Genomic DNA, 26,346 nt, shown 5'->3' with positions numbered 1-26,346 from the left:
TGCGGCAACGATGACGACACAAACCCCCAAAGCGCCTCCGACGCAACCCGAACGGTCCGCCACGACACAGGCGCGCCGGCCACTCCCCGAGATCCCGACGTGGCGGCGCCGGATGCGCCCCTACCTGCTGTCGATACCCGCGCTGGTCATCGTCATCGGGATCCTCTACCCGTTCGCCGTGGGTGCCTACTACGCGTTCCTGAACTACGCCGCGGTGAACCCCGACCCGCACTTCATCTGGTTCGACAACTTCAAGTCGGTGCTGGGTGACCAGATCTTCTGGCAGAGCGTCAAGGTCACGGCGATCTTCGCGGTGCTGGCCACGCTCGTCGAGACGGCGCTCGGCGTCGGCCTCGCGCTGCTGCTGAACCGGTCGTCGTTCATCGGGAAGATCTTCGAGAAGGTGCTAATCCTGCCGCTGATGATCGCCCCGGTGATCGCAGGCGTGATGTGGAAGCTGATGTTCAATCCGCAATTCGGCATCCTCAATCACGTTCTCGGACTGGGCAACACGTTCGACTGGTTGTCGAGCACCAACGCACTGTGGTCGGTGATCCTCGTCGATCTGTGGATCTTCACCCCGTTCGTGGCCATCCTGGTGTTGGCAGGCATCCGGTCGCTGCCCAAGGAGCCGTTCGAGGCGTCCGAGGTGGACGGTGCCGGTTGGTTCTACATGTTCCGCAAGCTCATGCTGCCGATGTTGTGGCCCTACATCCTGGTCGCAGTGATCTTCCGGTTCATGGACAACCTGAAGGTGTTCGATCACATCTACGTGCTCACCGCCGGCGGGCCTGGCGTCGCCACCCGCACACTGCAGATCGGGGCCTTCGAGGACTCGATCATCAACCTGGACTACTCGCGTGGCAGCACCTACATGCTGCTGCTCTGGATCATCGTGTTCATCACCGCGCGCTACCTGGTGAGCGTGCTCGGCAAGGCGCAGCGTCGCGCTGCGGGAGCGGAGTCCTGACCATGGCACTCAAATCGGCTACGCGCGAACTGCTTCCCGGGCAGCGGCGTCTCTCGATCGGATCGGTGTCGGCAGACGTCGGCCTGATCTTCTGGTTCGTGTTCTCGTTGTTCCCCATCGTGTGGATGCTGATCCTGGCGCTGAAGAACGCCGAGCAGCAGACCAGCACCTACTTCGAGTTCAGTCCGACCTGGTCGAACTTCGCAACCGTGTTGTCCGACAAGGGCACCCAGATGACCAGTGTCGACTTCAAGGCCTCGCTGCTGACCAGCCTGCTCAACTGCGGTGGCGCGGTGATCGTCTCGCTGGTGATCGGCATTCCCGCGGCGTACGCGGCGGGCCGCTGGAAGTACAAGGGCAGCAACGACCTGATGTTCCAGATGCTGTCGTTCCGGTTCGCGCCGGAGCTGATGGTCATCGTGCCGCTGTTCGTGATCTACAACCAGATCGGCCTCTTCGACACCAAGGTCGGCATGATCTGGGTGCTGCAACTCGTCACGATGCCGCTGGTGGTGTGGATCCTGCGGTCCTACTTCGAGGACCTGCCCGCGGACCTGGAGGACGCCGCGCTGCTGGACGGCTACACCAGGACACGGGCATTCGTGATGGTGGCGCTGCCGATCGTGCGTCCCGGCATCGCCGCTGCCGCCCTGCTGGCGTTCATATTCGCCTGGAACAACTACGTGTTCCCGCTGATCCTCGCCGACAGCAACGCGGGCACGGTGACCGTCGCGATCACCAAGTTCCTCGGTGGCGGTGGGCAGGCGTACTACAACCTGACCGCCGCGGCCGCGATCATCGCGGCATTGCCACCGCTGATACTTGCGCTCACCATCCAGAGATACCTGGTGCGCGGCCTGTCGTTCGGGGCGGTGAAAGCCTGATGGCCACCGTATCGCTGCAGGGCCTGTCCAAGTCGTTCGGGAAGACCAGGGCGGTGCACGATCTGTCGGTCGACATCGCCGACGGCGAGTTCTTCGTCATCCTCGGCCCCAGCGGGGCAGGCAAGACCACCACGCTGAAGTCGGTTGCCGGCCTCGTCGACATCGACGGTGGCACGGTGACGATCGGCGGCACCGACGTGACGCGCGTCGAGCCGTACCACCGCAACGTCGCGATGGCGTTCGAGAGCTACGCGCTGTACCCGCAGAAGACCGTCAACGAGAACCTGGCCTCACCGCTGAAGTCCGGCCGCACCGGCAAGTACACCGATGCCCAGCGCGCCGAGCGGATCAACCAGGTGACCACGACGCTGGGAATCAACCATCTGCTCAAGCGGTTTCCGCGAGAGTTGTCCAACGGGCAGCGGCAGCGGGTCGCACTGGGCCGCGTGTTGGTCCGGCCCGCCGACATCTATCTGCTCGACGAACCGCTGAGCCATCTGGACGCAAAATTGCGGGCGGCGATGCGCGCCGAGCTCAAGCAACTCGGCGCGATGTCGAAGACCACGACCGTCTACGTCACGCACGACTACCAGGAGGCCCTCGCGCTCGGGGACCGCATCGCGGTGATGCGATCCGGGTCGCTGGTGCAGATCGGTACACCCGAGGAGATCTGGCGGCGGCCGGCCGACACGTTCGTCGCACGTGCCCTCGGGCAGCCCGAGATCAACCTCCTCGACGGCATCGTCGACGACGGGCAGATTCGGTTGGGCGACGGCTCGATCGGAGTGCCGGTGCCCGCGGGCGTCGACGTGCGTACCGGTGAGCGCGTGCGGGTCGGGTTGCGCCCCTGTGACATTCACGTCGTCGGCGCAGACTCCGGATCGGCGCGGCTGAGCGGCACGGTCCTGTTGGCCGAGCGGCTTGGCCGCAACGTCGAGCTGACGGTGCAGGTCGGCGGCGAGCAGCTGATCGTCCTGGCGTCGGGACGCGAAGGCGCCGATGAAGGCTCCCCCGTGTCGATGACGGTGGCAGACAAGGACGTTCACGTCTTTGCCGCGGGCGATGGCGACACTCGACGGCTCGGTGCGGACGACAAGACCCTGGAGGCAGCGCAATGAGTGTGACGACGTCGCGGACCAACGGCGCGCCCAAGCACCGGTCGGATTCCTCGGGAACCGCGCAGAGCCTGGTGCTGCGCGGGCTGGTGAAGACCTACGCGTCCCGGGGACGAGAGAGCGTCACCGCGGTGAAGGGCATCGACCTGGCAATCGAACCGGGTGAGCTCGTCGCGCTGCTCGGTCCATCGGGCTGCGGCAAGACCACGACGTTGCGGATGATCGCGGGCCTGGAGACGGTGACCAGCGGTTCGATCAGCATCGGCGACCGGGAGATCTCGCAGTTGCCCGCCTCGAAGCGGGGCATCGGCGTCGGTTTCGAGAGCTACGCGCTGTATCCACCGTTGTCGGTCCGGGAGAACCTGCTGTACGGCCTCAAGGCCCGCAAGGTCAAGGGCGCCGAGCAGATGGTTGCCTCGATCAGCAACCGCCTGGAGATGAACGACATGCTGGAGCTGCGGCCCGCCGGCCTGTCCAGCGGTCAGAAGCAGCGCGTCGCACTGGCGCGGGCCTTGGTCAGGAACCCACCGGTGCTGCTCCTCGACGAGCCGTTGAGTCACCTCGATGCGGCCGCGCGCCAACGGGTCCGTCGCGAACTGAAGGTCTTGCAGCGCGAATTCGGCTACACGACCATCGTCGTCACCCACGACCAGGTCGAGGCGTTGTCGCTCGCCGATCGCCTCGCGGTGATGGACGCGGGCGTGGTGCAGCAGTTCGGCACACCCGACGAGGTGTTCGACGACCCGGCGAATCTGTTCGTCGCCCAGTTCGTCGGTGAGCCGCAGATCAACGTGCTGCGCGGGACGGTCCGGAAGGACAGCGGTGCGACCCGTGTCGAGATCGGCTCAGGCGCCGGCTCTTTGGAAGCGAAGGCGACCGCCGTCGCCGACGGCACGCGCGTCGCGGTAGGGATCCGGCCCCAGGACTGCACCTTGTCTTCAGGCGATGGAACCGGGATCCGAGCCACCGTTGCATATTTCGAGCATCTGCTCGAGTTCGGGCTGGCCACCAGCACCATCGCCGGGGTGGAAGAGGGCATCGTCGTGCAGACGCCGGCCCAGGAGGATTACGAGCCGGAACAGCGGGTCGTCGTCACCGCGCCGCCCGAACGGGTGTATCTCTTCGACGCCGATACGGGGGAGCGGCTGCGATGACAAAGCTCTTCAACGACCCCGCCCGGTTCACCGAGGACATGCTGACCGGATTCCTCGACGCCAACGCGTCGTACGTGGTCGGCGTGCCCGGTGGTGTGGTCCGGGCCCGCGAGACGGCGCCAGGCAAGGTGGCCGTGGTGATCGGCGGCGGGTCCGGGCACTATCCGGCGTTCTGCGGAACGGTGGGACCCGGTTTCGCCGACGGTGCGGTGGTGGGCAACGTCTTCACGTCACCGTCGGCCGAAGAGGCCGCATCGGTGGCCAGAGCCGCGCACGGTGACGCCGGTGTGCTGCTGACCACCGGCAACTATGCCGGCGACGTGATGAACTTTTGCCTGGCGGTCGACCAGCTGCGCAGCGAGGGCATCGACGCCCACTACTTCGCCGTCACCGACGACGTCGCCAGCGCACCCAAGGGCGACGAGTCCAAACGACGGGGTATCGCAGGCGATTTCACCGTGTTCAAGTGCGCCTCCGCCGCGGCGGAAGACGGCCTCGACCTGGCCGGCGTGATCCGCGTCGCCGAAGCGGCCAACGCCGCCACCCGGACCCTTGGCGTCGCCTTCGACGGCTGCACGCTGCCCGGCGCCGACGAGCCCTTGTTCACCGTTCCCGACCACATGATGGGTGTCGGCCTCGGCATCCACGGCGAACCCGGGGTGTCCGACGAGCCCATGGCGTCGGCCGCCGACCTCGCGGTCGCCCTCGTCGACGGCGTGCTCGGGGACTACACGGGCAGGGACGACAAGCGAATTGCCGTGATTCTCAACGGACTTGGCCGCACCAAGTACGAGGAGCTGTTCGTGGTGTGGGGCACCGTGGCGCGGCTGCTCCGCGAACGCGGTTACGAGATCGTCGAACCCGAGGTCGGTGAACTGGTCACCAGCCTCGACATGGCGGGCTGTTCGCTCACCGTGATGTGGCTCGACGAGGAGCTCGAAAAGTACTGGACCGCACCGGCCGACACGCCGGCCTACCGCAAGGGCATTGCGGCCAAGCGGGATTCGAGTGAGCGTCGGACCGTGGCCGCCGCCGACGCCGCCGCTGCCGCACCGCAGGCGGCCGAGCTGGCCGACGACGACGCCCGTTCCGGCGGCGCGCTGGTCGCCAGGGCGCTGGACGCCATGGCCGCGATGCTCGCCGACGCCGAGGACGAACTGGGCCGCATCGACGCCGTCGCCGGCGACGGGGACCACGGCCGCGGCATGGTCAAGGGGTCGTCCGCGGCCCGCGATGCCGCCGCGCGGGCGGTTGGAGACGGCGCGGGCCAGGGCTCGGTGCTGAACGCCGCGGGCAAGGAGTGGGCCGCCAAGGCCGGCGGCACGTCCGGTGTGCTCTGGGGCGCGATGCTCAGCGCGATCGGCGCACGGCTCGGCGATACCGGACGGCCCGACTCGGCCGCCGTCGCCGCCGCGATGCGCGACGGCTACGACGCGCTGGTCCGGCTGGGAGGTGCGGCGCCGGGGGACAAGACCATGCTCGATGCGCTGCTGCCGTTCGTCGACGAGATGCAGCATCGGGTCGCCGCAGGCGAACCATGGCAGGAGGCCTGGCGTGCCGCCGCCGACGTGGCAACCGACGCCGCGCGGGCCACCGCGGATCTCCGGCCCAAGATCGGCCGCGCCCGCCCACTCGGCGACCGCAGCGTGGGCACCCCGGACGCGGGCGCCACGTCGCTGGCCATGTGCGCGCACGTCGTCGCGGACTGCTTCGTCCTCACTGCGAAGGGAGATGCCTCGTGACCCCACTGCGCATCGTCGTCGGCGCCGATGACGCCGGCTACGAGTACAAGGAGGCCCTCAAGGGCGACCTGATGGCCGACGAACGCGTCGGCGAGGTCATCGACGTCGGTGTGGGCGCCGACGAGAACACCGCTTACCCGCACGTCGCCGTCGCGGCCGCGCGATTGGTCGCCGAGGGCAAGGCCGACCGGGCGCTGCTGGTCTGCGGTACCGGGCTGGGCGTGGCGATCAGCGCCAACAAGGTCCCGGGCATCCGTGCCGTCACGGCGCATGACAGCTTCTCCGTCGAGCGGTCGGTGTTGTCGAACAACGCCCAGGTGCTGTGCTTCGGGCAGCGGGTGATCGGCCTCGAGCTGGCCCGACGGCTGGCGCGCGAGTGGCTGAACTACGAATTCGACCCGCAGAGCCCGTCCGCGGGCAAGGTCGACGCGATCGACGGATACGAGCCCGTCGCCCGCTGACCAAGGCGATTTCGGCGTGTTTAGTCACGCTGAGCGTGACGGAGCACGCCGAAATCACACGGACGTAGCGCCGACGACAACTCGTCACCCAGCGTGCACGAACACGACACGCCCTGATTGCCGCCGAGCCGAATGACTCCGCGACCGTCAGGCCATGAGCACTGCATCCGTACTCATAGCCGCTGACGACACCGACAGCGTGGCCGCAGATTCGCCGCGCTACACCCTGCTGTTGTCCACCGACCCATCCCTCGTCGACGCCGCGCAGCGTCTGCGTCACGAGGTGTTCACCTCCGAACCCGGCTTCGAGCTCAGCGGTGCCGGTCTCGACGGCCGTGACGCCGACCGCTTCGACGAATACTGCGATCACCTGCTGGTCCGTGAAGACACCTCGGGTGACCTCGTCGGCTGCTACCGCATGCTCCCGCCCCCGGGCGCCATCGCCGCGGGCGGCCTATACACCGCGACGGAGTTCGACGTGCGTGCGCTCGACACGCTGCGGCCTTCGCTGGTCGAGATGGGCCGCGCGGTGGTCCGCGCCGACCACCGCAACGGTGGCGTCGTGCTGCTGATGTGGGCGGGAATCCTGGCCTACCTGGACCGATGCGGCTACGACTACGTCACCGGATGCGTGTCGGTCCCCGTCAAGGGCGGCCGGGACGAGGTGCCAGGCACGCAAATCCGCGGCGTCCGCGACTTCGTTCGGCGCAGACATGCCTCCGAGTTCGTCGTGCACCCCCATCGGCCGGTGATGGTGGACGGCAGGGGTCTCGACGACATCGACCCGCCCGCACGCCTCGCGGTCCCACCGCTGATGCGTGGTTACCTGCGGCTGGGCGCCCGGGTCTGCGGCGATCCGGCACACGACCCGGACTTCGGGGTCGGCGACTTCCCCGCCCTTCTGGACAAGCGCCAGGCCGACGTGCGCTACCTCAAGCGGCTGCGCTCGGTGTCCCAAGCCACCGACCTGAACGAGGGGACGTCGCGATGAGCAGCCACGCGCTTGGCGAGAACCCCTGGCTGCCGCGGGCGTCGTGTGACGCGTCGTGCATCCGCTGCGACGCCTCGCACGCGTCGCGTCCCGCGGTCGTCGCGCTACGCACCTCGGCACGCATCGCGTGTGCGCTGATGCTGTTCCCCGCACTGCCGCTCCTCGCGATGCCGCTGCCCGGAAAGTCGCGGATCCAGCGGGTCTACTGCCGCCTGATGCTGCGCTGCCTCGGCGTGCGAATCACCGTGTCCGGCGGCCCCATTCGCAACCTGAGCGGCGTCCTGGTGGTCAGCGGCCACGTGTCGTGGGTGGACATCTTCACCATCGGCTCGGTGCTACCCGGCTCCTTCGTCGCGCGCGCCGACCTGGTGGACTGGCCCGCCCTTGGCTTCCTAGCCCGGCTGTTGAAGGTCATCCCGATCGAGCGGACCAATCTGCGCCGGTTGCCCGACGTGGTGCGCGCCGTCGCCGACCGGCTGCGGGCGGGGCAGACGGTCGTCGCATTCCCCGAGGGCACCACCTGGTGCGGACTGGCCTACGGCCCCTTCCGGCCGGCCATGTTCCAGGGCGCCGTCGACGCGGGTCGGCCCGTGCAGCCGCTGCGCCTGACCTACCACCACCGCGACGGTGCGCCGTCCACCGTTCCGGCCTTCATCGGCGAGGACTCGCTGGTGGAGTCGGTGCGCCGGGTGATCACCGCCCGGTTGACGGTGTGTCACGTACAGGTCCAATCGCTGCAATTGCCCGGTGATGATCGGCGCGATCTGGCCGCGCGGTGCGAGGCCGCGGTGCGCGGGACGTCGTCGCGGACGGTGCACACCGCTGGCGGGCACGCTCTGGTCGCCTGAGGTCATCGGGTCTGCCGGTAAACTGGGCGGGCCATGAGCGCCGTCTACCTCGATCACGCCGCCACCACCCCGATGCACCCTGCTGCCATCGAGGCGATGACGGCCGTGCTGGCGACGGTCGGCAACGCATCCTCACTGCACACCACGGGCCGCACGGCCCGCCGCCGCATGGAGGAGGCCCGCGAGACGCTGGCCCAACTGCTGGGTGCCCGACCGTCCGAGGTGATCTTCACCGCCGGGGGCACCGAGAGCGACAACCTGGCCGTCAAGGGCATCTACTGGGCACGGCGTGACGCCGATCCGCGCCGGCGCCGCATCGTCACCACTCCCATCGAGCATCACGCGGTGCTCGACGCCGTCGAGTGGCTTGCCGAACACGAACACGCCGAGGTGACGTGGTTGCCCGTCGGTCCCGACGGCTCGGTCACCGCCGCCGCACTGCGCGAGGCGCTGGCCGACCGCGACGACGTCGCCCTGGTCTCGGTCATGTGGGCGAACAACGAAGTGGGCACGATTCAGCCGATCGCCGAATTGGCCGCCGTAGCAGCAGAATTCGACGTTCCCATGCACAGTGATGCGATCCAGGCCGTGGGCCAGCTGCCCGTCGACTTCACCGCCAGCGGCTTGTCGGCGATGAGCATCGCCGCGCACAAGTTCGGCGGGCCCACCGGCGTCGGCGCCCTGGTGCTGCGCCGTGACACCGCCTGCGTGCCGTTGCTGCACGGTGGTGGGCAGGAGCGCGACGTACGTTCCGGCACACCGGATGTCGCAGGAGCGGCGGCCATGGCCGCCGCCGCCCGCATCGCCATCGACGGGCTCGACGGGTATCGCACCCGCGTCTCCGCGCTGCGCGACCGGCTCGTCGACGGCGTGCTCGCCGCGATCGACGACGTGGACCTCAACGGCGCCGTCGGCCCGCAGCGCCTACCGGGCAACACGCACTTCACCTTCCGCGGATGCGAGGGCGACGCCCTGTTGATGTTGCTGGACGCCAAGGGAATCGAGTGCTCGACCGGTTCTGCATGCACGGCCGGAGTCGCGCAACCGTCCCACGTCCTCATCGCCATGGGCGCCGATTCGGCCAGCGCCCGCGGATCGCTACGACTGTCGTTGGGGCACACCAGCACCGAGGCCGACGTCGACGCGGCGTTGGCGGTGCTGCCAGCGGCGGTGGAGCGCGCACGGCAGGCCGCACTCGCCAGCGCCGGGCACGGGAAGTAATCGTGCGCGTCCTGGTAGCGATGAGCGGCGGCGTGGACTCGTCGGTGGCTGCGGCCCGCATGGTCGACGCAGGGCACGACGTCGTCGGTGTGCACCTGGCGTTGTCGTCGGCGCCCGGCACGCTGCGCACCGGTTCCCGCGGCTGCTGCTCCAAGGAGGACGCCGGAGACGCCCGCCGCGTCGCCGACATCCTCGAGATCCCGTTCTATGTCTGGGATTTCGCGGACCGCTTCAAGGAAGACGTGATCGACGACTTCGTGGAGTCCTACGCCCGCGGCGAGACCCCCAACCCGTGCGTTCGATGCAACGAGCGGATCAAGTTCTCGGCGCTCTCGGCCCGCGCGTTGGCGCTGGGCTTCGACGCCGTCGCCACCGGGCATTACGCCCGGCTGTCGGACGGCCGGCTGCGCCGCGCCGTCGACCACGACAAGGACCAGTCCTACGTGTTGGGCGTGCTCACCGCCGAGCAACTTCGGCATGCGCTGTTCCCGATCGGCGATACCGCCAAGCCACGAATTCGGGAAGAGGCCGCCGAGCGCGGATTGGCCGTCGCCGAGAAGCCCGACAGCCACGACATCTGCTTCATTCCCTCCGGTGACACCCAGGCGTTCCTGGGCGCCCGCATCGGTGTGCGCCGTGGCTCCGTGGTCGATGCCGGTGGCGCCGTGTTGGCCGAACACGATGGCGTGCACGGCTTCACGGTGGGGCAGCGCAAGGGCCTTGGCATCGCGGGTCCCGGGCCCGACGGCCGGCCCCGCTACGTCACCCGGATCGACGCCGAGAGCGGCACCGTACGCGTCGGCAGCGCCGACGACCTGGACGTTCGGACTCTGACCGGTGAGAGGCCCGTCTTCACTTCGGGATTCGCGCCCACCGGGCCCATCGAGTGCGTCGTACAGGTGCGCGCACACGGCGGCATCGCCGACGGTGTGGCCGAACTGCGCGACGGGATGCTGGTGATGGATCTGCGCACCCCGCTGCGTGGCGTCGCCCCCGGCCAGACCATGGTGCTGTACCGCCCCGACCCGGACGGCGACGAAGTCATCGGTAGCGCCACCATCGCGTAGTTTCGCGCTCAGCTACGCATCTTGCCGAAGGCATCGAGACACGCGGCGCTGGTGGCGTACGCGCCGAACAACCCACCCTGCATGGTCATCATGTCCAGGGCCGCTTGGTGATTCGCGTACTTCGTCGCTCCGGTGCAATCCGACAGGACCAGGCACTCGTAGCCACGGTCGTTGGCCTCCCGCAGCGTGGTATGGACGCAGACGTCCGTGGTGATTCCCGTAAAGATCAGGTGCGTAATGTCTTTCGCCTTCAGCAGCAGGTCAAGATCGGTGGCGTAGAAGCTACCCTTCCCGGGTTTGTCGATGACCGGCTCACCGGGCAGCGGCCGCATCTCGTCGACGATCTCCCACCCGGGCTCACCGCGAGTGAGGATGCGTCCGCACGGGCCGAGCGATCCGATCTCCGCGCCCACCTGCGCCGATCGCCACTTCTTGTTAGCGGGCAGATCGCTCAGGTCGGGTCGGTGCCCTTCGCGGGTGTGCAGGATGAACAGGCCGAGTTCCCTGGCGGCCTCGAGCACCGTGCGGGCTGGGCCCAGTGGCGTGCGCGTGAGCGAAAGGTCGTAGCCCATCGCATCGACGTAGCCGCCCTCGCCGCAGAAGTCGACCTGCCAATCGATGTTGACGAGCGCCGTGTGGTCCCGCGGTATGTCTCCGTCGTAGGGCCAGACGTACGGCGTCGCATCGACGGTGACCGGATTCCTTGCGCTCATCCGTGGATTCTGGCAGGGAACGGCGCAACCGTCGCTCCGAGCGGCGACCACCTGCGACCCTAGCGCTCTCCGTAGATCTCTCCGAGCAGCGCGAGCGCACCGTGCATCGCCGGCTCGGCGACTGCGCCGTAGCCGAGCACCAAAGCCGGTGGGGCAGAGGCCGCATCGCGGAAGTGCCAGCTCGCTCCCTCGATGAGCAGCCCCCGCTGATTGGCCGCCTCCACGAGGGTCCCTTCGTCGCAGTCACCTGGCAGCTGCACGTATACGTGCAATCCGGCGGCGACGCCGGTAGGCACCGCGTCGGGCAGGAACGTCGACAAGGCCTCGAGCGTCGCGTTGCGCCTGCGACGGTAGATCGGGCGGACGCGACGCAGATGCCGGGTCAGTCCACCGGTCTCGATGAACCGCGCCAGCGCCAATTGCTCCAGCATCGTGGTTCCCATGTCGTCGAACAGCTTCTCGCGGTCGACATCTTCGGCAAGCCAGCCCGGCAACGCCATCCAACCCAATCGCAGTGCGGGAGTGAGGATTTTGCTGGCACAACCCGTGTAGGCCACGCGTTCGGGCGCAAGTCCCTGAAGCGCGCCGATCGGTGCTCGGTCGTAGCGGAACTCCGCGTCGTAATCGTCCTCGATGATCAGCCCGTCGTGGTCGCGAGCCCACTCGATGAGCGCAGCGCGACCAGCCGCACCGAGAACGGCTCCCGTCGGATAGGAATGCGCGGGCGCCACCAGCACGGCCCCGACGTTCTGCGCGGCCAGCTTGGCCACGTCGATACCGTCGCCGTCGACCGGGACCGACACCACCCGCAGCCCGGCGTTGAGGATCGCCTCGCGATGAAACCCGAAACACGGGTCCTCGACGGCGATCGCTTCGACGCCGCGGCGCCGCAACGCCCGGGAGAGCAGCACGACGGCCTGGGTCAGGCCCGCCGTGATCATCACGCGGTCGGGGTCGGCGGCGACGCCGCGCACTCGGCCGAGGTAGTCGGCGAGCGCCTTGCGCAAGGGCAGTGCGCCACGCGGCCCGGGGTAGCCCAGCCGTTCATTTGGAACGGTGTTGAGCGCGACGCGGTAGTGGCGCAGCCACTCGGTCCGTGGAAAGAGGGCGGGGTCGGGCAGTCCGCCGACGAGACGGGCGGTATGAACGGGCTTGGAGCGGGCGCTTCGGTTGGTGAATGCCGGTGCAGCGGTTGGCAAGACGCGGGTGCCCGAGCCCTGTCGGCCGTCCAGGTAGCCGTCCGCGACGAGATGTTCGTATGCGTCGACGACCACACTTCGTGCGATACCGAGATCGAGAGCGAGCAGCCGTGACGGTGGCAGCAGCGTGCCCGCCGACAATCGACCGTCCTGGATCGCCGAGCGCAATTGGTGCTGCAGCTGCTCACGCAACCCCCGACGCTCGGACCGGTCGAGCGTCAGCAGGATGTCCGTCGGAAACCCTGAGTCGGACGAATTGGTCTGTTCAGAAAAGCCCTCATTGGACCGTGACACGAACCAATCGTATGAGCACGCTGATAGGCATGCAACCAACCACAACCTCCGCCGCGTCGGTGGCCCCACTGATCGCGCCGTGGATGCCAGGTCCTCATGACCCCGGTGACGCCTCCGTCGTGGTCAGTGTCACGGACTTCCAGGCGTTTCGCCGACGAGAGCTGCCCGGCATCGCCGCGAACGGTCTACGCATGCGGATGGGCTGGTATGCCATGCCCGGAGCTGTCGGCCTGTGGTTGTGGTCGCTGCCCGCAACGGCGCGCAGCGGTTCCATCTCGGTGTGGGCGAGCGAAGCCGATTTGGAGCGGTTCGTCGGCCTGCCCCATCACATCGACATCATGAAGCGCTACGGCAGTCGCGGAACCGTTCGATCCACGACGTGGACGGCGGACCAGTTCGAAAAGTCTGATGCCCTCCGCCGCGCACGGAGCTGGATTGTTCAATAGCATCGCTAGGTGCGCTAGCGGTGCTATGATCGAGTATGGCCATCGAGCAGCGCCGCGCCCGCGACAGAGAAGCCCAGCGCCGTCTCATCGTTACCACCGCGCGCAGGCTCGCCGAGGCGCAAGGGTGGGATGCCGTCACGACCCGGCGGCTGTCGGAGGAGATCGAGTACAGCCAGCCCGTGCTCTACAAGCACTTTTCGAGCATGGACGACATCGCTGCGGCGGTGGCCATCGACGGATTCGATGAACTGACGGCCGCGTTGGCGCAGGCCCGGTCTGGCGCCGACACGCCCGAGCTGGCACTGCGGCGGGTCGCGCACGCCTACTTCGACTTCGCTCAGCGGAATCCGACGCTGTACGACGCAATGTTCACCCGCACGACCACGTTGCACTTCGCCACCACCGAAACGCCGCAGCAGTTGTCGGCCGGCTTCGCCGAACTCCGTGCGGTGGTTGCGGCGACCGCCGATGACGGGGATGTCGACATCCGTACCGAAGTGCTCTGGGCGTCGCTGCACGGATTGATCACGCTCGCGCGGAGCGGACGGCTGCGTCCCGATCGCGATTCGGAGCGCCTCGACCTTCTCGTCGGCGAATTCTTCGCCACCGACTGAAAGTGACGTCAATTCGGCTGTACCGCAAAGGTTTAGCCCGGCACCTTGGCCAAGATGTTGGTCAGGACGATGTCGGGCACCGACTCGGGGAACGCGCAGAACGTCACCTCGACGAGCACGACGGACTTCAGCCGGTAGTCGCGCCCACATTGGCTGCCCGTACGGGTCTGCACCGAGTCGCCGGTCGCGGTCCAGTCGCCGACGAACGTCGCCCCCATCTCCGTCGAATCGCAGCCGTCCACCAGGGCGACGAGCCCGTCGAACGCGCGGCGTGCGGTTCCCGCGTCGCGGTACGCGGCCGCGCCCTGGGAGATCAGCGCGCCATCGGGTGGGTCCTGATAACTCGTCTTGTGGAACTCTTCGACGTCGGGACCGAACGTGTGGGTCTCGGCGAAGTACCACTGGCACGGCGGCGGAACGGCCTCGGCGAGCTGGTCGATATCGACCGGCAACTTGCCGTCCATGCTGGGGATCACCGTCAAGTCGTCGCCCGCGCCCGTGATCGCCCGCATCTGCGCCTGCTCGAGCAGCACGCCGTCTACGTCGACCGGCGACTGCGAGTCGTCGTCGATGCCCGGCGGCGACCGGACGGCGCTGCCCGTGACACTGTGCGTGCAAGCGACGGCGACGGCCATCGTCAACGCCGCCGCCCACCCCACCAGCAGCTTCCTGGCCGACGCGGGCATGGTTGAGAGTAACGCGAGGACACGGTCATCGAATACTGTTGGCCGGTGAGTATTTTCGCCGCGGCAACCGGCATCGGATCCTGGCCCGGCTCGTCTCCGCGTGAGGCCGCAGAAGTGGTGGTGGGGGAGTTGCACACTGTCACCCATCTGGTCGAGCTGCCTGCCCGCGGCGTGGGTGCCGACATGATCGGTCGCGGCGGTGCGCTGCTCGTCGACATCGGCATCGACACCGTGCCACGCGGTTACCGCATCGCCACCGGCCGCAGCGCGGTGGCCCGGCGTGCTGCCAGCCTGCTCGACGAAGACGTCGACGCCCTGGAGGAGGCCTGGGAGAAGGCCGGGCTGCGGGGCAGCGAGCGGACGGTGAAGGTGCAGGCACCCGGTCCCATCACGCTGGCTGCCCAACTCGAGCTTCCCGGCGGACACCGTGCCATCACCGATGCCGGCGCGGTGCGTGACCTGACCGGGTCGTTGGCAGAGGGCGCGGCCGCGCACCGGGCCGAGCTCGCCCGCCGGTTGGAGGCCGCCGTCGTCGTCCAATTCGACGAGCCTCTGCTCCCGGCCGCGCTGGCCGGTCGGCTGACGGGTGTGACGAGCTTCTCGCCGGTGCACCCGGTCGACGAAGCGGTGGCCATCGCGTTGCTCGACCAGTGCGTGGCGACGGTCGGCGGCGAAGTCGCGCTGCACAGCTGTGCGTCCGAACTGCCGTGGAAGTTATTGCAACGCAGCACCGTTCATGCCATCTCCGTCGACGTGTCGACCTTGGTGGCCGCCGACCTCGACGGCCTCGGGGAGTTCATCGACTCGGGCCGGACCGCAATGCTCGGCGTGGTTCCTGCGGTCGACCCGGAGCACCGGCCGTCGATCGAGGAGATCGCCAAGTCCGCCGCCGCGATCACCGACCGCCTCGGCTTCCCGCGATCGGTGTTGCGCGAGCGCGTCGGCATCACGCCCGCCTGCGGATTGGCAGGCGCCACCGCCACATGGGCCCGCCTGGCGCTGGCGTCGGCGCAGAAGGTCGCCGACGGGGTTGCCGACGATCCATCGGCAATCTGAGGACGGGTGATCGCCCGCGGCGCACGATCATGTCAGAATGACCCGATAAGCCGTTTCCCACTGGGTCGGGGAGGGACGATGGGCCGAACGAACGTTCGCGTCGCCGCGGGTGCCGGGGCGATCGCGGCCTTCGTGCTGTTCGCCGGCAGCACCGTCCCGGTGGTGTCCGCTGATCCGGGCCACTCGCGGCACGGAAACGGCTCCCACCGCGGCAACGACGACGGCTACGACCAGCAGCGAGGTCGGGGCGGCAGGTTCGACGTCGACCGTACCGACGGGCGGGGTGGCGACAGCGACGCAGGCCGCGTTGCCGCGTCCGATCCGACGCCCACCTTCGGTAACCAACGCAGCCCCGAAAACAACCGATCGTCCCCGACTGACCGGTCGACGCCGGTCTTCCGGCAACCGTCGACTTCCCGGGGGGCGTCCGCGGCGACACAGCCCGGGGACCAGGCTGCGCCTCCCGCCGCCGACGGAGGGGGCGGATCGGGCGGTGCCGCGGTCACCGGTTCCATCGGCTCGTCGTTCACCCAACCGCGGGTGACTGTCGGCAACGGCCGCTCGCCCGGCATCCTCTCGGGCCAGCCAAGGGAGGCGCCCTCGCCGGCCGCTCCCGTGGAGACACCCGCCCCGGCCCCGCCGCCGCCAGCGCCCGCACCGCCGCCGACCGTCCGGCTCGAGGAGCCGATGCTGCAACGCGCCGTGTCGTCGCTGTGGGCGGCCGCCGCGCCGTACCAGCCCGGTGGTGTGCTGTTCGGCCTTGCGGGGCTGGTCCTCGCCCCCCTCGCCGGAGCTTGGCTCGGATTCCGTCAGGCGCGGGCGAGCAAGGCTGCGGCGCAACTGGTTCGGCGTTAGGCCGGTCGCAGGTCCTTCCGGAGGATCTTGCCCGAGGCCGACTTCGGGATCGCCTCGATGAACTCCACCTGCCGGACCTTCTTGTACGGTGCGACCTGACCGGCGACGAACTCCATTACCTCGGCCTCCCCGAGTTCGGCGCCAGCCTGCTTGACCACGAACGCCTTTGGCACTTCTTCGCCTTCGGCGTCGTTCACGCCGATCACTGCGGCGTCGGCAATCCCGGGGTGGCTCAGCAGCACGGCCTCGAGTTCGGCGGGCGGCACCTGGTAGCCCTTGTACTTGATCAGTTCCTTGAGCCGGTCGACGATGTAGACGCAGCCGCTCGAGTCGACCCGGGCCAGATCGCCGGTGTGCAGCCAGCCTTCGCCGTCGATGGTTTCCTTGGTGGCCTGCTCATTGCCGAGATACCCGGCCATCACGTTGGGGCCCTTGAACCACAGCTCCCCGGTTTCGCTGAGACCCTCTGCGGGAATGGCGATTTCGTCACCCGTCTCGGGATCGATGAGCTTCGAGGCTGCATTGGAAACGGTCCAACCGACCGAACTCAGCGGGGCGATGGTGCCCATGTTGGACTGCCCGCCGTCGAACGGCGTGATGTGACTGACCGGACTCAACTCGCTCATTCCGTAGCCCTGCACGACGCGGCAGCCCAGTCGCTCGGCGACCGCGTGGCCGAGTTCGGCGTCCAATGGTGCGGCGCCCGACATGACGGTGTTGAGCGACGAGAGGTCGTACGAATCGATGAGCGGGTGTTTGGCCAGCGCCACCGCGACCGGAGGCGCGATGAAGGCGATGGTGCACCGGTGGTTCGCAATGTTGCCGAGGAACTCGCCGAGATCGAAGCTCGGCATGATCACCAGCCGAGCCCGCGCGTGCAGGGCGGCGTTGAGCAGTACCGTCATGCCGTAGATGTGAAAGAACGGCAGCACCGCCAGAATCGCGTCGTCGGCGACCATCCCGTGCAGCGGCCGGATCTGCGCCACGTTGGCCACCAGGTTGCGGTGCGTCAGCATGACGCCCTTGGGATTGGCGGTCGTGCCGGAGCTGTACGGCAGCGCCGCCAGATGCGAGGACGGGGCGAAGTTCACTTCGGGCGCAGGCGATCCCGGCGCCATGAGTTCGGCGGCGTTGGGATGACCCGTGGCGTCCCGCCCCTCACCGTCCAGGACGACGAGGTCTTCGTCGGCCAATCCCACCGCAGTGGCTGCCGCTTCAGCCTGGGCCAGTAGCGGTGTGACGGTCACCAGCATCTTGGCGTGCGAATCCGTCAGCTGCTTGGCGATGTCCTTCGCGGTGAACAGCGCGTTGATGGTGGTGGCCGTCGCACCCGACCGCAGGATGCCGTGAAAGGCAACGGCAAAGCCAGAACTGTTCGGCGACAACAGTCCGACGACATCACCGACGCCGATGCCGCGGCCGGCGAGCGCTCCCGCGAACGCGTCGATGCGGCCGATCAACTCGCGGTAGGTGGTCTCCCTGCCGGACTTCGCATCGATGAGCGCTACCCGGTCGAGGTCGGCGTCCTCGATGCCGCCGAACAGGAACTCGTAAACGCTCGTGGAGGGGATGTCGACTTCTGGGAAGGGGCTCGCGAAGCTCATGGGCCCGATCGAACCATGCGTCGCCGGTCGGGGGTCAACCTTGGTCGAGTTGTTTGATCAGCTTCTTGGGTGCGACGAGCCGGTACGACGCGTCGACCAGCTCGCGCACTTCGTTCCAGTCGACCTTCGCCGCGGTGAAGTCCAGCCCAAGCCAGCCCGACGGTCCCATGTAAGCCGGGTAGTAGAACCGGCTGTCTTGGTCGAACGCCTTGCGGTCGCTCTCGTCGACCTTGACCAGGACCGAATGCGGATATGGCGTGTACTCGCCGGGTTGTCCCGGCGTCTTCGCGCTTCCGCCGTACATCACGAACATCTTGGGTGCGCAGAAGACCGGTCTGCCCCACGACACCTTCTCGAAGGCCCCGGGAAAGCCGAGGGCGATGCGACGCACTTTGGCCAGGCCGAGATCGTCGTCGCGGAACATGATCGGGTGCGGCACGCAGGCAGTGTATGGCGGCGTGTCCACGCCTTAGCGGTGTCGGCCCGCTCGGTTAGCCTGCCAAGGTGAGCTCACCCGACATCGACCCCGTCGCGCCGGACGTCCGGCGTGAGTGGCAGAGGCTGGCCGACGAGGTCCGGGGCCACCAATTCCGCTACTACGTCAAGGATGCGCCGGTCATCTCCGACGCCGACTTCGACAAACTGCTCCGCGAGCTCGCGGCGCTGGAGGAACAGCACCCCGAACTGCGTACGCCCGATTCGCCGACGCAGCTCGTCGGTGGTGCGGGTTTCGCCACCGACTTCACCTCCGCCGACCATCTGGAACGGATGTTGTCGCTGGACAACGTGTTCACCGCGGACGAACTGCTGGCATGGGCGGCGCGGCTCACCGGCGAGGTCGGCGACGATCCGGAGTTCCTGTGCGAGCTGAAGATCGACGGCGTCGCGCTGGCGCTGGTGTACCGCGACGGCAAGCTGGTGCGCGCCGCCACGCGCGGTGACGGGCGCACGGGCGAGGACGTCACGCTCAACGCCCGCACCATCGACGACGTCCCGGAGCGCTTGACGCACAGCGACCAATACCCGGTGCCCGCGGTGCTCGAGGTGCGCGGCGAGGTGTTCTTCCGGGTCGCCGACTTCGAGGACCTCAACGCCGGCCTCGTCGCGGAGGGCAAGGCGCCGTTCGCCAATCCGCGCAACAGCGCGGCCGGGTCGCTGCGGCAGAAGAATCCGGCGGTGACGGCGCGCCGCAGGCTGCGGATGATCTGCCACGGGCTCGGCCACATGGAGGGTTTCCGGCCGGCCAGCCTGCACGACGCCTACCTCGCGCTCAAGGCGTGGGGACTGCCGGTGTCCGACCACACCACACGGGTCAAGGGCGTCGGGGCGGTGGCCGAGCGGGTGACGTACTGGGGCGAACACCGGCACGACGTCGAACACGAGATCGACGGTCTGGTGGTCAAGGTCGACGACGTCGCGCTGCAGCGCAGGCTCGGGGCCACGTCGCGCGCCCCGCGGTGGGCGATCGCCTACAAGTACCCGCCGGAGGAGGCCACCACCAAGCTCCTCGACATCCGGGTCAACGTCGGCCGAACCGGGCGGGTCACCCCGTTCGCCTACATGGAGCCGGTCAAGATCGCCGGTTCCACGGTGGGCCTCGCGACGTTGCACAACGCATCCGAGGTCCGGCGCAAGGGTGTGCTGATCGGTGACACCGTCGTCATCCGCAAGGCCGGCGACGTCATCCCCGAGGTGCTCGGCCCGGTCGTCGACCTGCGCGACGGGTCCGAACGCGAATTCGTCATGCCGACAGCGTGTCCCGAGTGCGGCACCACGCTGGCGCCGGCCAAGGAGGGCGACGCCGACATCCGCTGCCCGAACTCACGGAGCTGCCCGGCGCAGCTGCGGGAGCGGGTGTTCCACGTCGCCGGCCGGGGCGCCTTCGACATCGAGGGGCTGGGCTACGAGGCAGGCACCGCGCTACTGCAAGCCGGCGTCATCACCGACGAGGGCGACCTGTTCACGCTCACCGAGGAGGACCTGCTTCGCACGACGTTGTTCACGACGCAGAAGGGCGAGCTGTCCGCGAACGGCAAGCGTCTGCTGGCCAACCTGGGCAAGGCCAAGCAGCAGGCGTTGTGGCGAGTGCTGGTGGCGTTGTCCATCCGCCACGTCGGGCCCACCGCGGCGCGCGCGCTGGCAGGAGAGTTCGGCAGTCTCGAGGCGATCGAGGCCGCATCGGAGGAGCAGTTGGCCGCCGTGGAGGGCGTTGGGCCCACCATCGCCGCGGCGGTCGTCGAGTGGTTCACGGTCGACTGGCACCGCGCGATCGTCGACAAGTGGCGCGCGGCGGGGGTGCGCATGGCCGACGAGCGCGACGCGAGCATCGAACGCACGCTGGAGGGCATGTCGATCGTCGTCACCGGGTCACTGACCGGTTTCTCCCGCGATGAGGCCAAGGAGGCCATCCTCGCGCGGGGCGGCAAGGCTGCCGGCTCGGTGTCCAAGAAGACCGCCTACGTCGTCGCGGGCGATGCACCGGGGTCCAAGTACGACAAGGCGATCGAACTCGGCGTCCCGGTGCTCGACGAGGACGGGTTCCGCCGGCTGTTGGAGGACGGCCCGGACGTCAGCGAATGATCGTCGCGACGATCCCGGCGAGGTAACCCAGCCTGGCCACCTCCGACGGCCGGAACAACGGTCCGCCCGGCCGGCCGAGCATGACCGCGGTGTGGTGATCGCCCAGCGGTGCGGCGGCCAGCGTGCTGTCCATGTCGCGCCACACCTGCGGTACCCAGTCCGCCGAACCGTCCAGCGCCTCGGCGTGCTCGAGCGGTAGCCATGGCGCCGAATCGGTTTCGGTCTCCGGTGCGCCGCGGCTACCGACGACGCGTTCCAGCCCCGACTCGGTCAGCCTGACGACCATGCACCAACCGACCCGCAGCACCTTGGGCGCCTCGTCGGCGAGCACCTGCAGCTTCTGCAGCTTCGTCGGTGCGGCGGCGATGTGGTCGATCAACTCCAGCTCGCGGTGCGCCTCGAGCAGGCCGGTGTGCGGCCGGATGCTGTCGACGTAGACGCCGTTGAGCTTCTCGGCTGCGGTGATCAGCATGTCCGGCATCGCGCCGGGTGGCAGGTCGACGACCAGATCGTCGACGGCGTAACCCGCGGCCCGCTCGACGACGTCGAGCGACAGGATGTCGGCTCCGACCGACCCCAGCGCCACGGCGAGCGAGCCGAGGCTGCCTGGTCGGTCCTCGAGCTGGACCCGCAGCAGATACGAAGGCACGGGCAACACTGTTTCACGGAGGGTGGGAGCGCAGCGACTCGGGAAATGGTCCTTGGCCGCAGGAAAGCACTCCGGCGGAGTCGCCGCAGCGCGGCTGACTAGGCTTGTTCGTCGTGTCGCAGATCTCCAAGGACGATGTCGCCCACCTGGCGCGTCTGGCCCGGCTTGCCCTGACCGACGACGAGTTGGACGGCTTCGCCGGCCAGCTGGACGCCATCCTGGCTTACGTCGGTCAGATCCAGGCGGTCGACGTGACCAACGTCGAGCCCACGGGCAACCCACTCAAGGACCTCAACGTCACCAGGCCCGACGTCGTCCAGCCCTGCCTGACCCAGGAGCAGGCGCTCGCCGCCGCGCCCAAGGTGGTCGACGGCCGGTTCGGCGTCCCACGCATTTTGGGGGAGGCCGAATGAGCACGAACAGCGAGTTGATCCGTCTGGACGCGGCAACGCTCGGCACCAAGATCGCCGCCAAGGAGGTGTCCTCGAAGGAGGTCACTCAGGCCCACCTGGATCAGATCGCCGCCACCGACGAGCGCTATCACGCGTTCCTGCACGTGGCTGCCGACGAGGCGTTGGCTGCGGCGGCCACGGTCGACGCGGCGGTGGCTGCCGGTGACGCGCTGCCGTCACCGCTGGCCGGGGTTCCGTTGGCGCTCAAGGACGTATACACCGCCACCGACATGCCGACCACGTGCGGGTCGAAGATCCTCGAGGGCTGGCGCGCACCGTACGACGCCACGGTCACGGCACGGCTGCGGGCGGCGGGCATCCCGATCCTCGGCAAGACCAACATGGACGAGTTCGCGATGGGCTCCTCGACGGAGAACTCCGCGTACGGCCCGACGCGCAACCCGTGGAACGTCGACCGCGTCCCCGGTGGTTCCGGAGGTGGCAGTGCCGCGGCGCTGGCCGCGTTCCAGGCGCCGCTCGCGATGGGCTCGGATACCGGCGGGTCGATTCGTCAGCCTGCCGCGCTGACCGCGACCGTCGGCGTCAAACCCACCTACGGCACCGTGTCGCGGTACGGGCTGATCGCGTGCGCATCGTCGCTGGACCAGGGCGGACCGTGCGCGCGCACCGTGCTCGACACCGCGCTGCTGCACCAGGTCGTCGCCGGCCACGATCCGCGGGACTCCACGTCGGTGGAGGCCGCGGTGCCCGATGTCGTCGGCGCCGCACGGGCGGGCGCGACAGGCGATCTCAAGGGAGTCCGGATCGGCGTGGTCAAGCAGCTGCGCAGTGGCGAGGGCTACCAGCCGGGCGTGCTGTCGTCGTTCAACGCCGCCGTGGATCAGCTCACTGCGTTGGGCGCGGAGGTCACCGAGGTCGACTGTCCGCACTTCGACTACTCGATGGCGGCCTACTACCTGATCTTGCCGTCTGAGGTGTCGAGCAACCTGGCGCGCTTCGACGCGATGCGCTTCGGCCTGCGCGTCGGTGATGACGGTACGCACAGCGCCGAAGAGGTGATGGCGCTGACCCGCGCTGCCGGTTTCGGCCCGGAAGTCAAGCGCCGCATCATGATTGGCACCTACGCGTTGTCGGCAGGCTATTACGACGCGTACTACAACCAGGCCCAGAAGGTACGTACGCTGATCGCCCGCGACCTGGCCGCGGCGTACGAGAAGGTGGACGTCCTGGTGTCACCCGCGACGCCGACGACGGCGTTCGCGCTGGGGGAGAAGGTCGACGACCCGCTCGCGATGTACCTGTTCGACCTGTGCACGTTGCCGCTGAACCTCGCGGGGCACTGCGGGATGTCGGTGCCGTCGGGGCTCTCCCCGGACGACGACCTGCCGGTGGGCCTGCAGATCATGGCGCCCGCGCTGGCCGACGACAGGCTCTACCGCGTGGGCGCTGCCTACGAGGCTGCCCGCGGCCCGCTGCGGTCGGCGATCTGATGGGCTGCCCCGTGCGCCCGCAACGGGCAAGATAAAGACATGCGCATCGGAGTCCTGACCGGAGGCGGCGACTGTCCCGGCCTGAACGCGGTCATTCGTGCCGTGGTGCGTACCTGCGACGCGCGGTATGGGTCGTCGGTGGTCGGCTTCCTGGACGGCTGGCGCGGCCTGTTGGAGGACCGCCGCATCCAGCTGGCCAACGACGACCGCAACGACCGGTTGCTCGGCAAGGGCGGAACGATCCTCGGCACCGCGCGGGTGAACCCCGACAAGCTGCGCGCCGGGCTCGACCAGATCAAGCAGACGCTGGACGACAACGGGATCGACGTGCTGATCCCGATCGGCGGCGAAGGCACGCTCACCGCGGCGCACTGGCTGTCGGAGGAGAACGTGCCGGTGGTCGGGGTGCCCAAGACCATCGACAACGACATCGACTGCACGGACGTCACGTTCGGCCACGACACCGCCCTGCAGGTGGCGACCGACGCCATCGACCGGTTGCACAGCACCGCGGAATCGCATCAGCGGGTGATGCTCGTCGAGGTGATGGGCCGCCACGCGGGCTGGATCGCTCTCGGCGCAGGCATGGCATCCGGCGCGCACATGACGTTGATCCCCGAGCAGCCGTTCGACGTCGAAGAGGTCTGTCGGCTGGTCAAGCAGCGCTTCATCCGGGGTGATTCCCACTTCATCTGCGTCGTCGCGGAGGGCGCGAAGCCCGCGGAGGGCTCGATGCAGCTGCGCGACGGCGGCATCGACGAGTTCGGCCACCAGCGCTTCACCGGCGTGGCGCAGCAGCTGGCCGTCGAGATCGAGAAGCGGATCAAGAAGGAAGTGCGCACCACCGTGCTTGGGCACGTGCAGCGCGGCGGCACGCCGACGGCGTACGACCGCGTGCTGGCGACCCGGTTCGGGGTCAACGCCGCCGACGCCGCGCACTCCGGTGAGTACGGGATGATGGTGTCGCTGCGCGGTCAGGACATCGGGCGGGTTCCGCTGGCCGACGCGGTGCGCCAGCTCAAGCTGGTGCCGCAGACCCGTTACGACGACGCCGCCGAGTTCTTCGGCTGACCTTCCTGCGCCCGGCCACCGAGCCTGCTGGGAGATCGCGAAATCGGCGTCGGATGCGATCTGACAGCAGTGTCGGCGAGTGGGCGGATGCGACTAACTAGGATTGAGCCATGACTGTCACCGCCGCCGAACTTCTCGAGTACGACGAGGTCATCTCGCGATACGAGCCCGTGATGGGCATGGAAGTTCACGTCGAGTTGTCGACCGCGACCAAGATGTTCTGTGGTTGCGCCAACAAGTTCGGCGCCGAGCCCAACACCCAGGTGTGTCCGGTGTGCCTGGGGCTGCCCGGCTCGCTGCCGGTGGTCAATGCCGTCGCCGTCGAGTCGGCCATCCGCATCGGCCTCGCGCTGAACTGCGACATCGCGCCGTGGGGCCGGTTCGCCAGGAAGAACTACTTCTATCCCGATCAGCCGAAGAACTATCAGATCAGCCAGTACGACGAGCCGATCGCCGTCAACGGCTACCTGGACGTTCCGCTGGACGACGGCACCACCTGGCGCGTCGAGATCGAGCGCGCGCACATGGAGGAGGACACCGGAAAGCTGACCCACCTGGGTAGCGACACCGGCCGCATCGAGGGCGCGACGACGTCGCTGCTGGACTACAACCGGGCCGGTGTGCCCCTGGTGGAGATCGTCACCAAGCCCATCGAGGGTGCGGGGGAGCGGGCACCCCAGATCGCCCGCGCGTATGTGACCGCCTTGCGAGGTCTATTGCGCGCGTTGGGCGTTTCGGACGTGCGGATGGACCAGGGCTCGATGCGGTGTGACTCCAACGTCAGCCTCAAGCTGATCGGCGCCAGCGAATTTGGCACCCGTACCGAGACCAAGAACGTCAACTCGCTCAAGAGCGTCGAGGTGGCCGTGCGCTACGAGATGCGCCGTCAGGCAGCGGTTTTGGAAGCGGGCGGGCGAGTCATCCAGGAGACGCGGCACTTCCACGAGGACGGCTACACCACGGCAGGCCGCAGCAAGGAAACCGCGCAGGACTACCGGTACTTCCCAGAGCCGGACCTCGAGCCGGTGGCGCCCAGCGCGGAGCTCGTCGAGGAGCTGCGCAAGACGATTCCGGAGCTGCCGTGGTTGCAGCGCAAGCGAATTCAGGACGACTGGGGCATCTCCGACGAGGTGATGCGCGATCTGGTCAACAACGGTGCCATCGATCTGGTGGCCGCGACCGTCGAGCACGGCGCGTCCAGTGAATCGGCGCGCGCATGGTGGGGCAACTTCCTGGTGCAGAAGGCCAACGAGGCGGGTATCGAACTCGACGCGCTGGCCATCACGCCCGCACAGGTGGCCGCGGTGGTGAAGTTGGTCGACGGTGGCTCGTTGTCGAACAAGTTGGCCCGTCAGGTGATCGAGGGCGTGCTGGCCGGTGAGGGTGAGCCCGAACAGGTGATGACCGACCGCGGGCTGGCGGTCGTGCGCGACGACTCGGTGATCCAGGCTGCCGTCGCCGAGGCGCTGGCCGCCAATCCCGATGTGGCGGAGAAGATCCGCGGCGGAAAGGTCCAGGCGGCGGGCGCGATCGTCGGCGCCGTCATGAAGGCCACCAAGGGACAGGCCGACGCCGCACAGGTGCGCGAGCTCGTATTGGCTGCCTGCACTTAAGGCGTGTCGACCAGCGCGCTCCACGCGGCGATGGCGGCTTCGGCGACCGCAGACAGCTTTTCCCGGTCGGAGCCGTCGCGGGCCTGGATGGCCATGCCCTGGTTCACCGCGTTGTAGAACGCGGCGATCTTCGCGGCGTCGACGCCAGCGGGGACGTCTCCGTCGGCGATGCCGCGCTCGATGCGCGCCAGGAAGTCGTTTTCGGTGGCGGTCCGCCGTTCGGCGAGATGATCGCGCACTGCCTCGCTGCGATCCGTGGACGTGATCGCGGTGAGGACGATCATGCACCCGTGCGGTTTGTCGGACTCGGTGAACTCCGTCGCATGGTTGCGCAGCACCTCGGCGATCGATTCCCGCGCCGTGGGTAGCTCGCGCAGTGCCACGGCCGCGGAGGCGCCTTCGGTCTCGGTGTAGAGGGCGACGGCTTCGCGAAACAACTGCTCCTTGCAACCGAAGGCGGCGTACAAGCTGGGCGAGTTGATGCCCATCGCTGCGGTCAGATCACTGATCGACGTGCCCTCGTAGCCCGATTTCCAGAACACCTCCATGGCCCGACGCAGCGCGGCGTCCCGGTCGAAACCGCGAGGTCGGCCACGTGCCACGACACTCA

General features: G+C 68.4%; 26 protein-coding genes. 19 read left to right on the top strand and 7 right to left on the bottom strand.

Annotated elements, in window-relative coordinates; all coding sequences use genetic code 11:
• Positions 1-10: 10 nt before the first annotated feature.
• The 10 genes from N536_RS0118745 to mnmA all read left to right on the top strand — a co-directional run bounded on the left by N536_RS0118745 (position 11) and on the right by mnmA (position 10,453).
• Complete coding sequence (locus N536_RS0118745; protein WP_029115012.1) at positions 11-970, top strand: carbohydrate ABC transporter permease; 960 nt, start codon at positions 11-13, stop codon at positions 968-970.
• A gap of 2 nt (positions 971-972) precedes the next feature.
• Positions 973-1,854 carry a carbohydrate ABC transporter permease gene (locus N536_RS0118740; RefSeq protein WP_029115011.1) on the top strand — a complete coding sequence of 294 codons (882 nt, stop codon included), beginning with the start codon at positions 973-975 and terminating at the stop codon, positions 1,852-1,854.
• Positions 1,854-2,972, top strand: a complete 1,119-nt coding sequence (locus N536_RS0118735; protein ID WP_029115010.1) for an ABC transporter ATP-binding protein — start codon at positions 1,854-1,856, stop codon at positions 2,970-2,972. Before N536_RS0118740 ends, N536_RS0118735 begins: the two co-directional genes overlap by 1 nt.
• Positions 2,969-4,123 (top strand): ABC transporter ATP-binding protein, encoded by a 1,155-nt coding sequence (locus tag N536_RS0118730; protein WP_029115009.1) that lies wholly within the window; start codon positions 2,969-2,971, stop codon positions 4,121-4,123. Before N536_RS0118735 ends, N536_RS0118730 begins: the two co-directional genes overlap by 4 nt.
• The gene (gene derK, locus N536_RS0118725; RefSeq protein ID WP_029115008.1) at positions 4,120-5,865 is read left to right on the top strand and encodes a D-erythrulose 4-kinase; all 1,746 of its coding nucleotides are present in this window, start codon (positions 4,120-4,122) and stop codon (positions 5,863-5,865) included. The genes N536_RS0118730 and derK overlap by 4 nt, the downstream gene beginning before the upstream one ends.
• Entirely contained in the window at positions 5,862-6,326 is a 465-nt protein-coding gene (gene derI1, locus N536_RS0118720; protein ID WP_029115007.1) for a D-erythrulose 4-phosphate isomerase DerI1, read from the top strand. The genes derK and derI1 overlap by 4 nt, the downstream gene beginning before the upstream one ends.
• Before the next feature lie 154 nt (positions 6,327-6,480).
• Positions 6,481-7,317, top strand: a complete 837-nt coding sequence (locus N536_RS0118715; protein WP_029115006.1) for a GNAT family N-acetyltransferase — start codon at positions 6,481-6,483, stop codon at positions 7,315-7,317.
• Entirely contained in the window at positions 7,314-8,165 is an 852-nt protein-coding gene (locus tag N536_RS0118710; RefSeq protein WP_029115005.1) for a 1-acyl-sn-glycerol-3-phosphate acyltransferase, read from the top strand. The genes N536_RS0118715 and N536_RS0118710 overlap by 4 nt, the downstream gene beginning before the upstream one ends.
• Before the next feature lie 33 nt (positions 8,166-8,198).
• The gene (locus tag N536_RS0118705; protein ID WP_029115004.1) at positions 8,199-9,386 is read left to right on the top strand and encodes a cysteine desulfurase family protein; all 1,188 of its coding nucleotides are present in this window, start codon (positions 8,199-8,201) and stop codon (positions 9,384-9,386) included.
• Between the two features lie 2 nt (positions 9,387-9,388).
• Positions 9,389-10,453 (top strand): tRNA 2-thiouridine(34) synthase MnmA, encoded by a 1,065-nt coding sequence (gene mnmA, locus N536_RS0118700; RefSeq protein ID WP_029115003.1) that lies wholly within the window; start codon positions 9,389-9,391, stop codon positions 10,451-10,453.
• A gap of 8 nt (positions 10,454-10,461) precedes the next feature.
• Here mnmA and N536_RS0118695 read toward each other — a convergent pair whose 3' ends face one another.
• Together N536_RS0118695 and N536_RS0118690 are read right to left on the bottom strand one after the other, a co-directional pair.
• Positions 10,462-11,166 carry a cysteine hydrolase family protein gene (locus N536_RS0118695; RefSeq protein WP_029115002.1) on the bottom strand — a complete coding sequence of 235 codons (705 nt, stop codon included), beginning with the start codon at positions 11,164-11,166 and terminating at the stop codon, positions 10,462-10,464.
• A gap of 59 nt (positions 11,167-11,225) precedes the next feature.
• Positions 11,226-12,659 carry a PLP-dependent aminotransferase family protein gene (locus N536_RS0118690; RefSeq protein ID WP_051574603.1) on the bottom strand — a complete coding sequence of 478 codons (1,434 nt, stop codon included), beginning with the start codon at positions 12,657-12,659 and terminating at the stop codon, positions 11,226-11,228.
• Positions 12,660-12,688: 29 nt separating this feature from the next.
• Here N536_RS0118690 and N536_RS0118685 point away from each other — a divergent pair, with 29 nt between their 5' ends.
• Together N536_RS0118685 and N536_RS0118680 are read left to right on the top strand one after the other, a co-directional pair.
• Complete coding sequence (locus N536_RS0118685; RefSeq protein WP_051574602.1) at positions 12,689-13,105, top strand: hypothetical protein; 417 nt, start codon at positions 12,689-12,691, stop codon at positions 13,103-13,105.
• Positions 13,106-13,140: 35 nt separating this feature from the next.
• Positions 13,141-13,719, top strand: coding sequence for a TetR/AcrR family transcriptional regulator (locus N536_RS0118680; protein WP_029114999.1), 579 nt, complete (start codon positions 13,141-13,143; stop codon positions 13,717-13,719).
• Positions 13,720-13,751: 32 nt separating this feature from the next.
• On the opposite strand, the gene N536_RS0118675 is transcribed toward N536_RS0118680, so the two are convergent.
• Positions 13,752-14,405 carry a sensor domain-containing protein gene (locus N536_RS0118675; RefSeq protein ID WP_029114998.1) on the bottom strand — a complete coding sequence of 218 codons (654 nt, stop codon included), beginning with the start codon at positions 14,403-14,405 and terminating at the stop codon, positions 13,752-13,754.
• A gap of 45 nt (positions 14,406-14,450) precedes the next feature.
• On the opposite strand from N536_RS0118675, the gene N536_RS0118670 reads away from it, so the two are divergent.
• Positions 14,451-15,461, top strand: a complete 1,011-nt coding sequence (locus N536_RS0118670; RefSeq protein ID WP_029114997.1) for a methionine synthase — start codon at positions 14,451-14,453, stop codon at positions 15,459-15,461.
• Positions 15,462-15,539: 78 nt separating this feature from the next.
• A complete protein-coding gene (locus tag N536_RS0118665; RefSeq protein WP_029114996.1) occupies positions 15,540-16,316 on the top strand; it encodes a hypothetical protein in 777 nt (258 codons plus the stop codon).
• Here N536_RS0118665 and N536_RS0118660 read toward each other — a convergent pair.
• Positions 16,313-17,920 carry a 4-coumarate--CoA ligase family protein gene (locus tag N536_RS0118660; protein ID WP_029114995.1) on the bottom strand — a complete coding sequence of 536 codons (1,608 nt, stop codon included), beginning with the start codon at positions 17,918-17,920 and terminating at the stop codon, positions 16,313-16,315. The two genes, N536_RS0118665 and N536_RS0118660, sit on opposite strands and share 4 nt — an antisense overlap.
• Positions 17,921-17,954: 34 nt before the next feature.
• Positions 17,955-18,359, bottom strand: coding sequence for an MmcQ/YjbR family DNA-binding protein (locus tag N536_RS0118655; protein WP_029114994.1), 405 nt, complete (start codon positions 18,357-18,359; stop codon positions 17,955-17,957).
• 65 nt (positions 18,360-18,424) lie between these two features.
• On the opposite strand from N536_RS0118655, the gene ligA reads away from it, so the two are divergent.
• The gene (gene ligA / locus N536_RS0118650) at positions 18,425-20,500 is read left to right on the top strand and encodes an NAD-dependent DNA ligase LigA (RefSeq protein ID WP_029114993.1); all 2,076 of its coding nucleotides are present in this window, start codon (positions 18,425-18,427) and stop codon (positions 20,498-20,500) included.
• Here ligA and N536_RS0118645 read toward each other — a convergent pair.
• A complete protein-coding gene (locus tag N536_RS0118645) occupies positions 20,490-21,149 on the bottom strand; it encodes an amino acid-binding protein (RefSeq protein ID WP_036436946.1) in 660 nt (219 codons plus the stop codon). The two genes, ligA and N536_RS0118645, sit on opposite strands and share 11 nt — an antisense overlap.
• Positions 21,150-21,262: 113 nt before the next feature.
• Here N536_RS0118645 and gatC point away from each other — a divergent pair, with 113 nt between their 5' ends.
• The 4 genes from gatC to gatB all read left to right on the top strand — a co-directional run bounded on the left by gatC (position 21,263) and on the right by gatB (position 25,736).
• Positions 21,263-21,562 carry an Asp-tRNA(Asn)/Glu-tRNA(Gln) amidotransferase subunit GatC gene (gene gatC / locus N536_RS0118640; RefSeq protein ID WP_029114991.1) on the top strand — a complete coding sequence of 100 codons (300 nt, stop codon included), beginning with the start codon at positions 21,263-21,265 and terminating at the stop codon, positions 21,560-21,562.
• Positions 21,559-23,052, top strand: coding sequence for an Asp-tRNA(Asn)/Glu-tRNA(Gln) amidotransferase subunit GatA (gene gatA, locus N536_RS0118635; protein ID WP_029114990.1), 1,494 nt, complete (start codon positions 21,559-21,561; stop codon positions 23,050-23,052). Before gatC ends, gatA begins: the two co-directional genes overlap by 4 nt.
• Positions 23,053-23,091: 39 nt before the next feature.
• Positions 23,092-24,123 (top strand): ATP-dependent 6-phosphofructokinase, encoded by a 1,032-nt coding sequence (locus N536_RS0118630; protein WP_029114989.1) that lies wholly within the window; start codon positions 23,092-23,094, stop codon positions 24,121-24,123.
• A 110-nt stretch (positions 24,124-24,233) separates the two neighbouring features.
• Positions 24,234-25,736, top strand: a complete 1,503-nt coding sequence (gene gatB, locus N536_RS0118625; RefSeq protein WP_029114988.1) for an Asp-tRNA(Asn)/Glu-tRNA(Gln) amidotransferase subunit GatB — start codon at positions 24,234-24,236, stop codon at positions 25,734-25,736.
• On the opposite strand, the gene N536_RS0118620 is transcribed toward gatB, so the two are convergent.
• Positions 25,733-26,338 (bottom strand): TetR/AcrR family transcriptional regulator, encoded by a 606-nt coding sequence (locus N536_RS0118620; protein ID WP_029114987.1) that lies wholly within the window; start codon positions 26,336-26,338, stop codon positions 25,733-25,735. The genes gatB and N536_RS0118620 overlap by 4 nt on opposite strands.
• Between the last annotated feature and the right edge of the window lie 8 nt (positions 26,339-26,346).

The organism is Mycobacterium sp. URHB0044 (genome assembly GCF_000620625.1).
Lineage (GTDB): Bacteria > Actinomycetota > Actinomycetes > Mycobacteriales > Mycobacteriaceae > Mycobacterium.
Note: the sequence above shows the minus strand (reverse complement) of the source record. Positions and strands in the feature narration are given on the sequence as shown.

Coding starts and splice junctions, on each gene's coding strand:
- gatB (WP_029114988.1), top strand. CDS start 24,234: ATGACTGTCACCGCCGCCGAACTTCTCGAGTACGACGAGGTCATCTCG.
- N536_RS0118715 (WP_029115006.1), top strand. CDS start 6,481: ATGAGCACTGCATCCGTACTCATAGCCGCTGACGACACCGACAGCGTG.
- N536_RS0118695 (WP_029115002.1), bottom strand. CDS start 11,166: ATGAGCGCAAGGAATCCGGTCACCGTCGATGCGACGCCGTACGTCTGG.
- N536_RS0118630 (WP_029114989.1), top strand. CDS start 23,092: ATGCGCATCGGAGTCCTGACCGGAGGCGGCGACTGTCCCGGCCTGAAC.
- gatA (WP_029114990.1), top strand. CDS start 21,559: ATGAGCACGAACAGCGAGTTGATCCGTCTGGACGCGGCAACGCTCGGC.
- N536_RS0118665 (WP_029114996.1), top strand. CDS start 15,540: ATGGGCCGAACGAACGTTCGCGTCGCCGCGGGTGCCGGGGCGATCGCG.
- N536_RS0118705 (WP_029115004.1), top strand. CDS start 8,199: ATGAGCGCCGTCTACCTCGATCACGCCGCCACCACCCCGATGCACCCT.
- N536_RS0118660 (WP_029114995.1), bottom strand. CDS start 17,920: ATGAGCTTCGCGAGCCCCTTCCCAGAAGTCGACATCCCCTCCACGAGC.
- N536_RS0118745 (WP_029115012.1), top strand. CDS start 11: ATGACGACACAAACCCCCAAAGCGCCTCCGACGCAACCCGAACGGTCC.
- N536_RS0118735 (WP_029115010.1), top strand. CDS start 1,854: ATGGCCACCGTATCGCTGCAGGGCCTGTCCAAGTCGTTCGGGAAGACC.
- N536_RS0118740 (WP_029115011.1), top strand. CDS start 973: ATGGCACTCAAATCGGCTACGCGCGAACTGCTTCCCGGGCAGCGGCGT.
- N536_RS0118730 (WP_029115009.1), top strand. CDS start 2,969: ATGAGTGTGACGACGTCGCGGACCAACGGCGCGCCCAAGCACCGGTCG.
- N536_RS0118710 (WP_029115005.1), top strand. CDS start 7,314: ATGAGCAGCCACGCGCTTGGCGAGAACCCCTGGCTGCCGCGGGCGTCG.
- N536_RS0118675 (WP_029114998.1), bottom strand. CDS start 14,405: ATGCCCGCGTCGGCCAGGAAGCTGCTGGTGGGGTGGGCGGCGGCGTTG.
- derK (WP_029115008.1), top strand. CDS start 4,120: ATGACAAAGCTCTTCAACGACCCCGCCCGGTTCACCGAGGACATGCTG.
- N536_RS0118680 (WP_029114999.1), top strand. CDS start 13,141: ATGGCCATCGAGCAGCGCCGCGCCCGCGACAGAGAAGCCCAGCGCCGT.
- N536_RS0118685 (WP_051574602.1), top strand. CDS start 12,689: ATGCAACCAACCACAACCTCCGCCGCGTCGGTGGCCCCACTGATCGCG.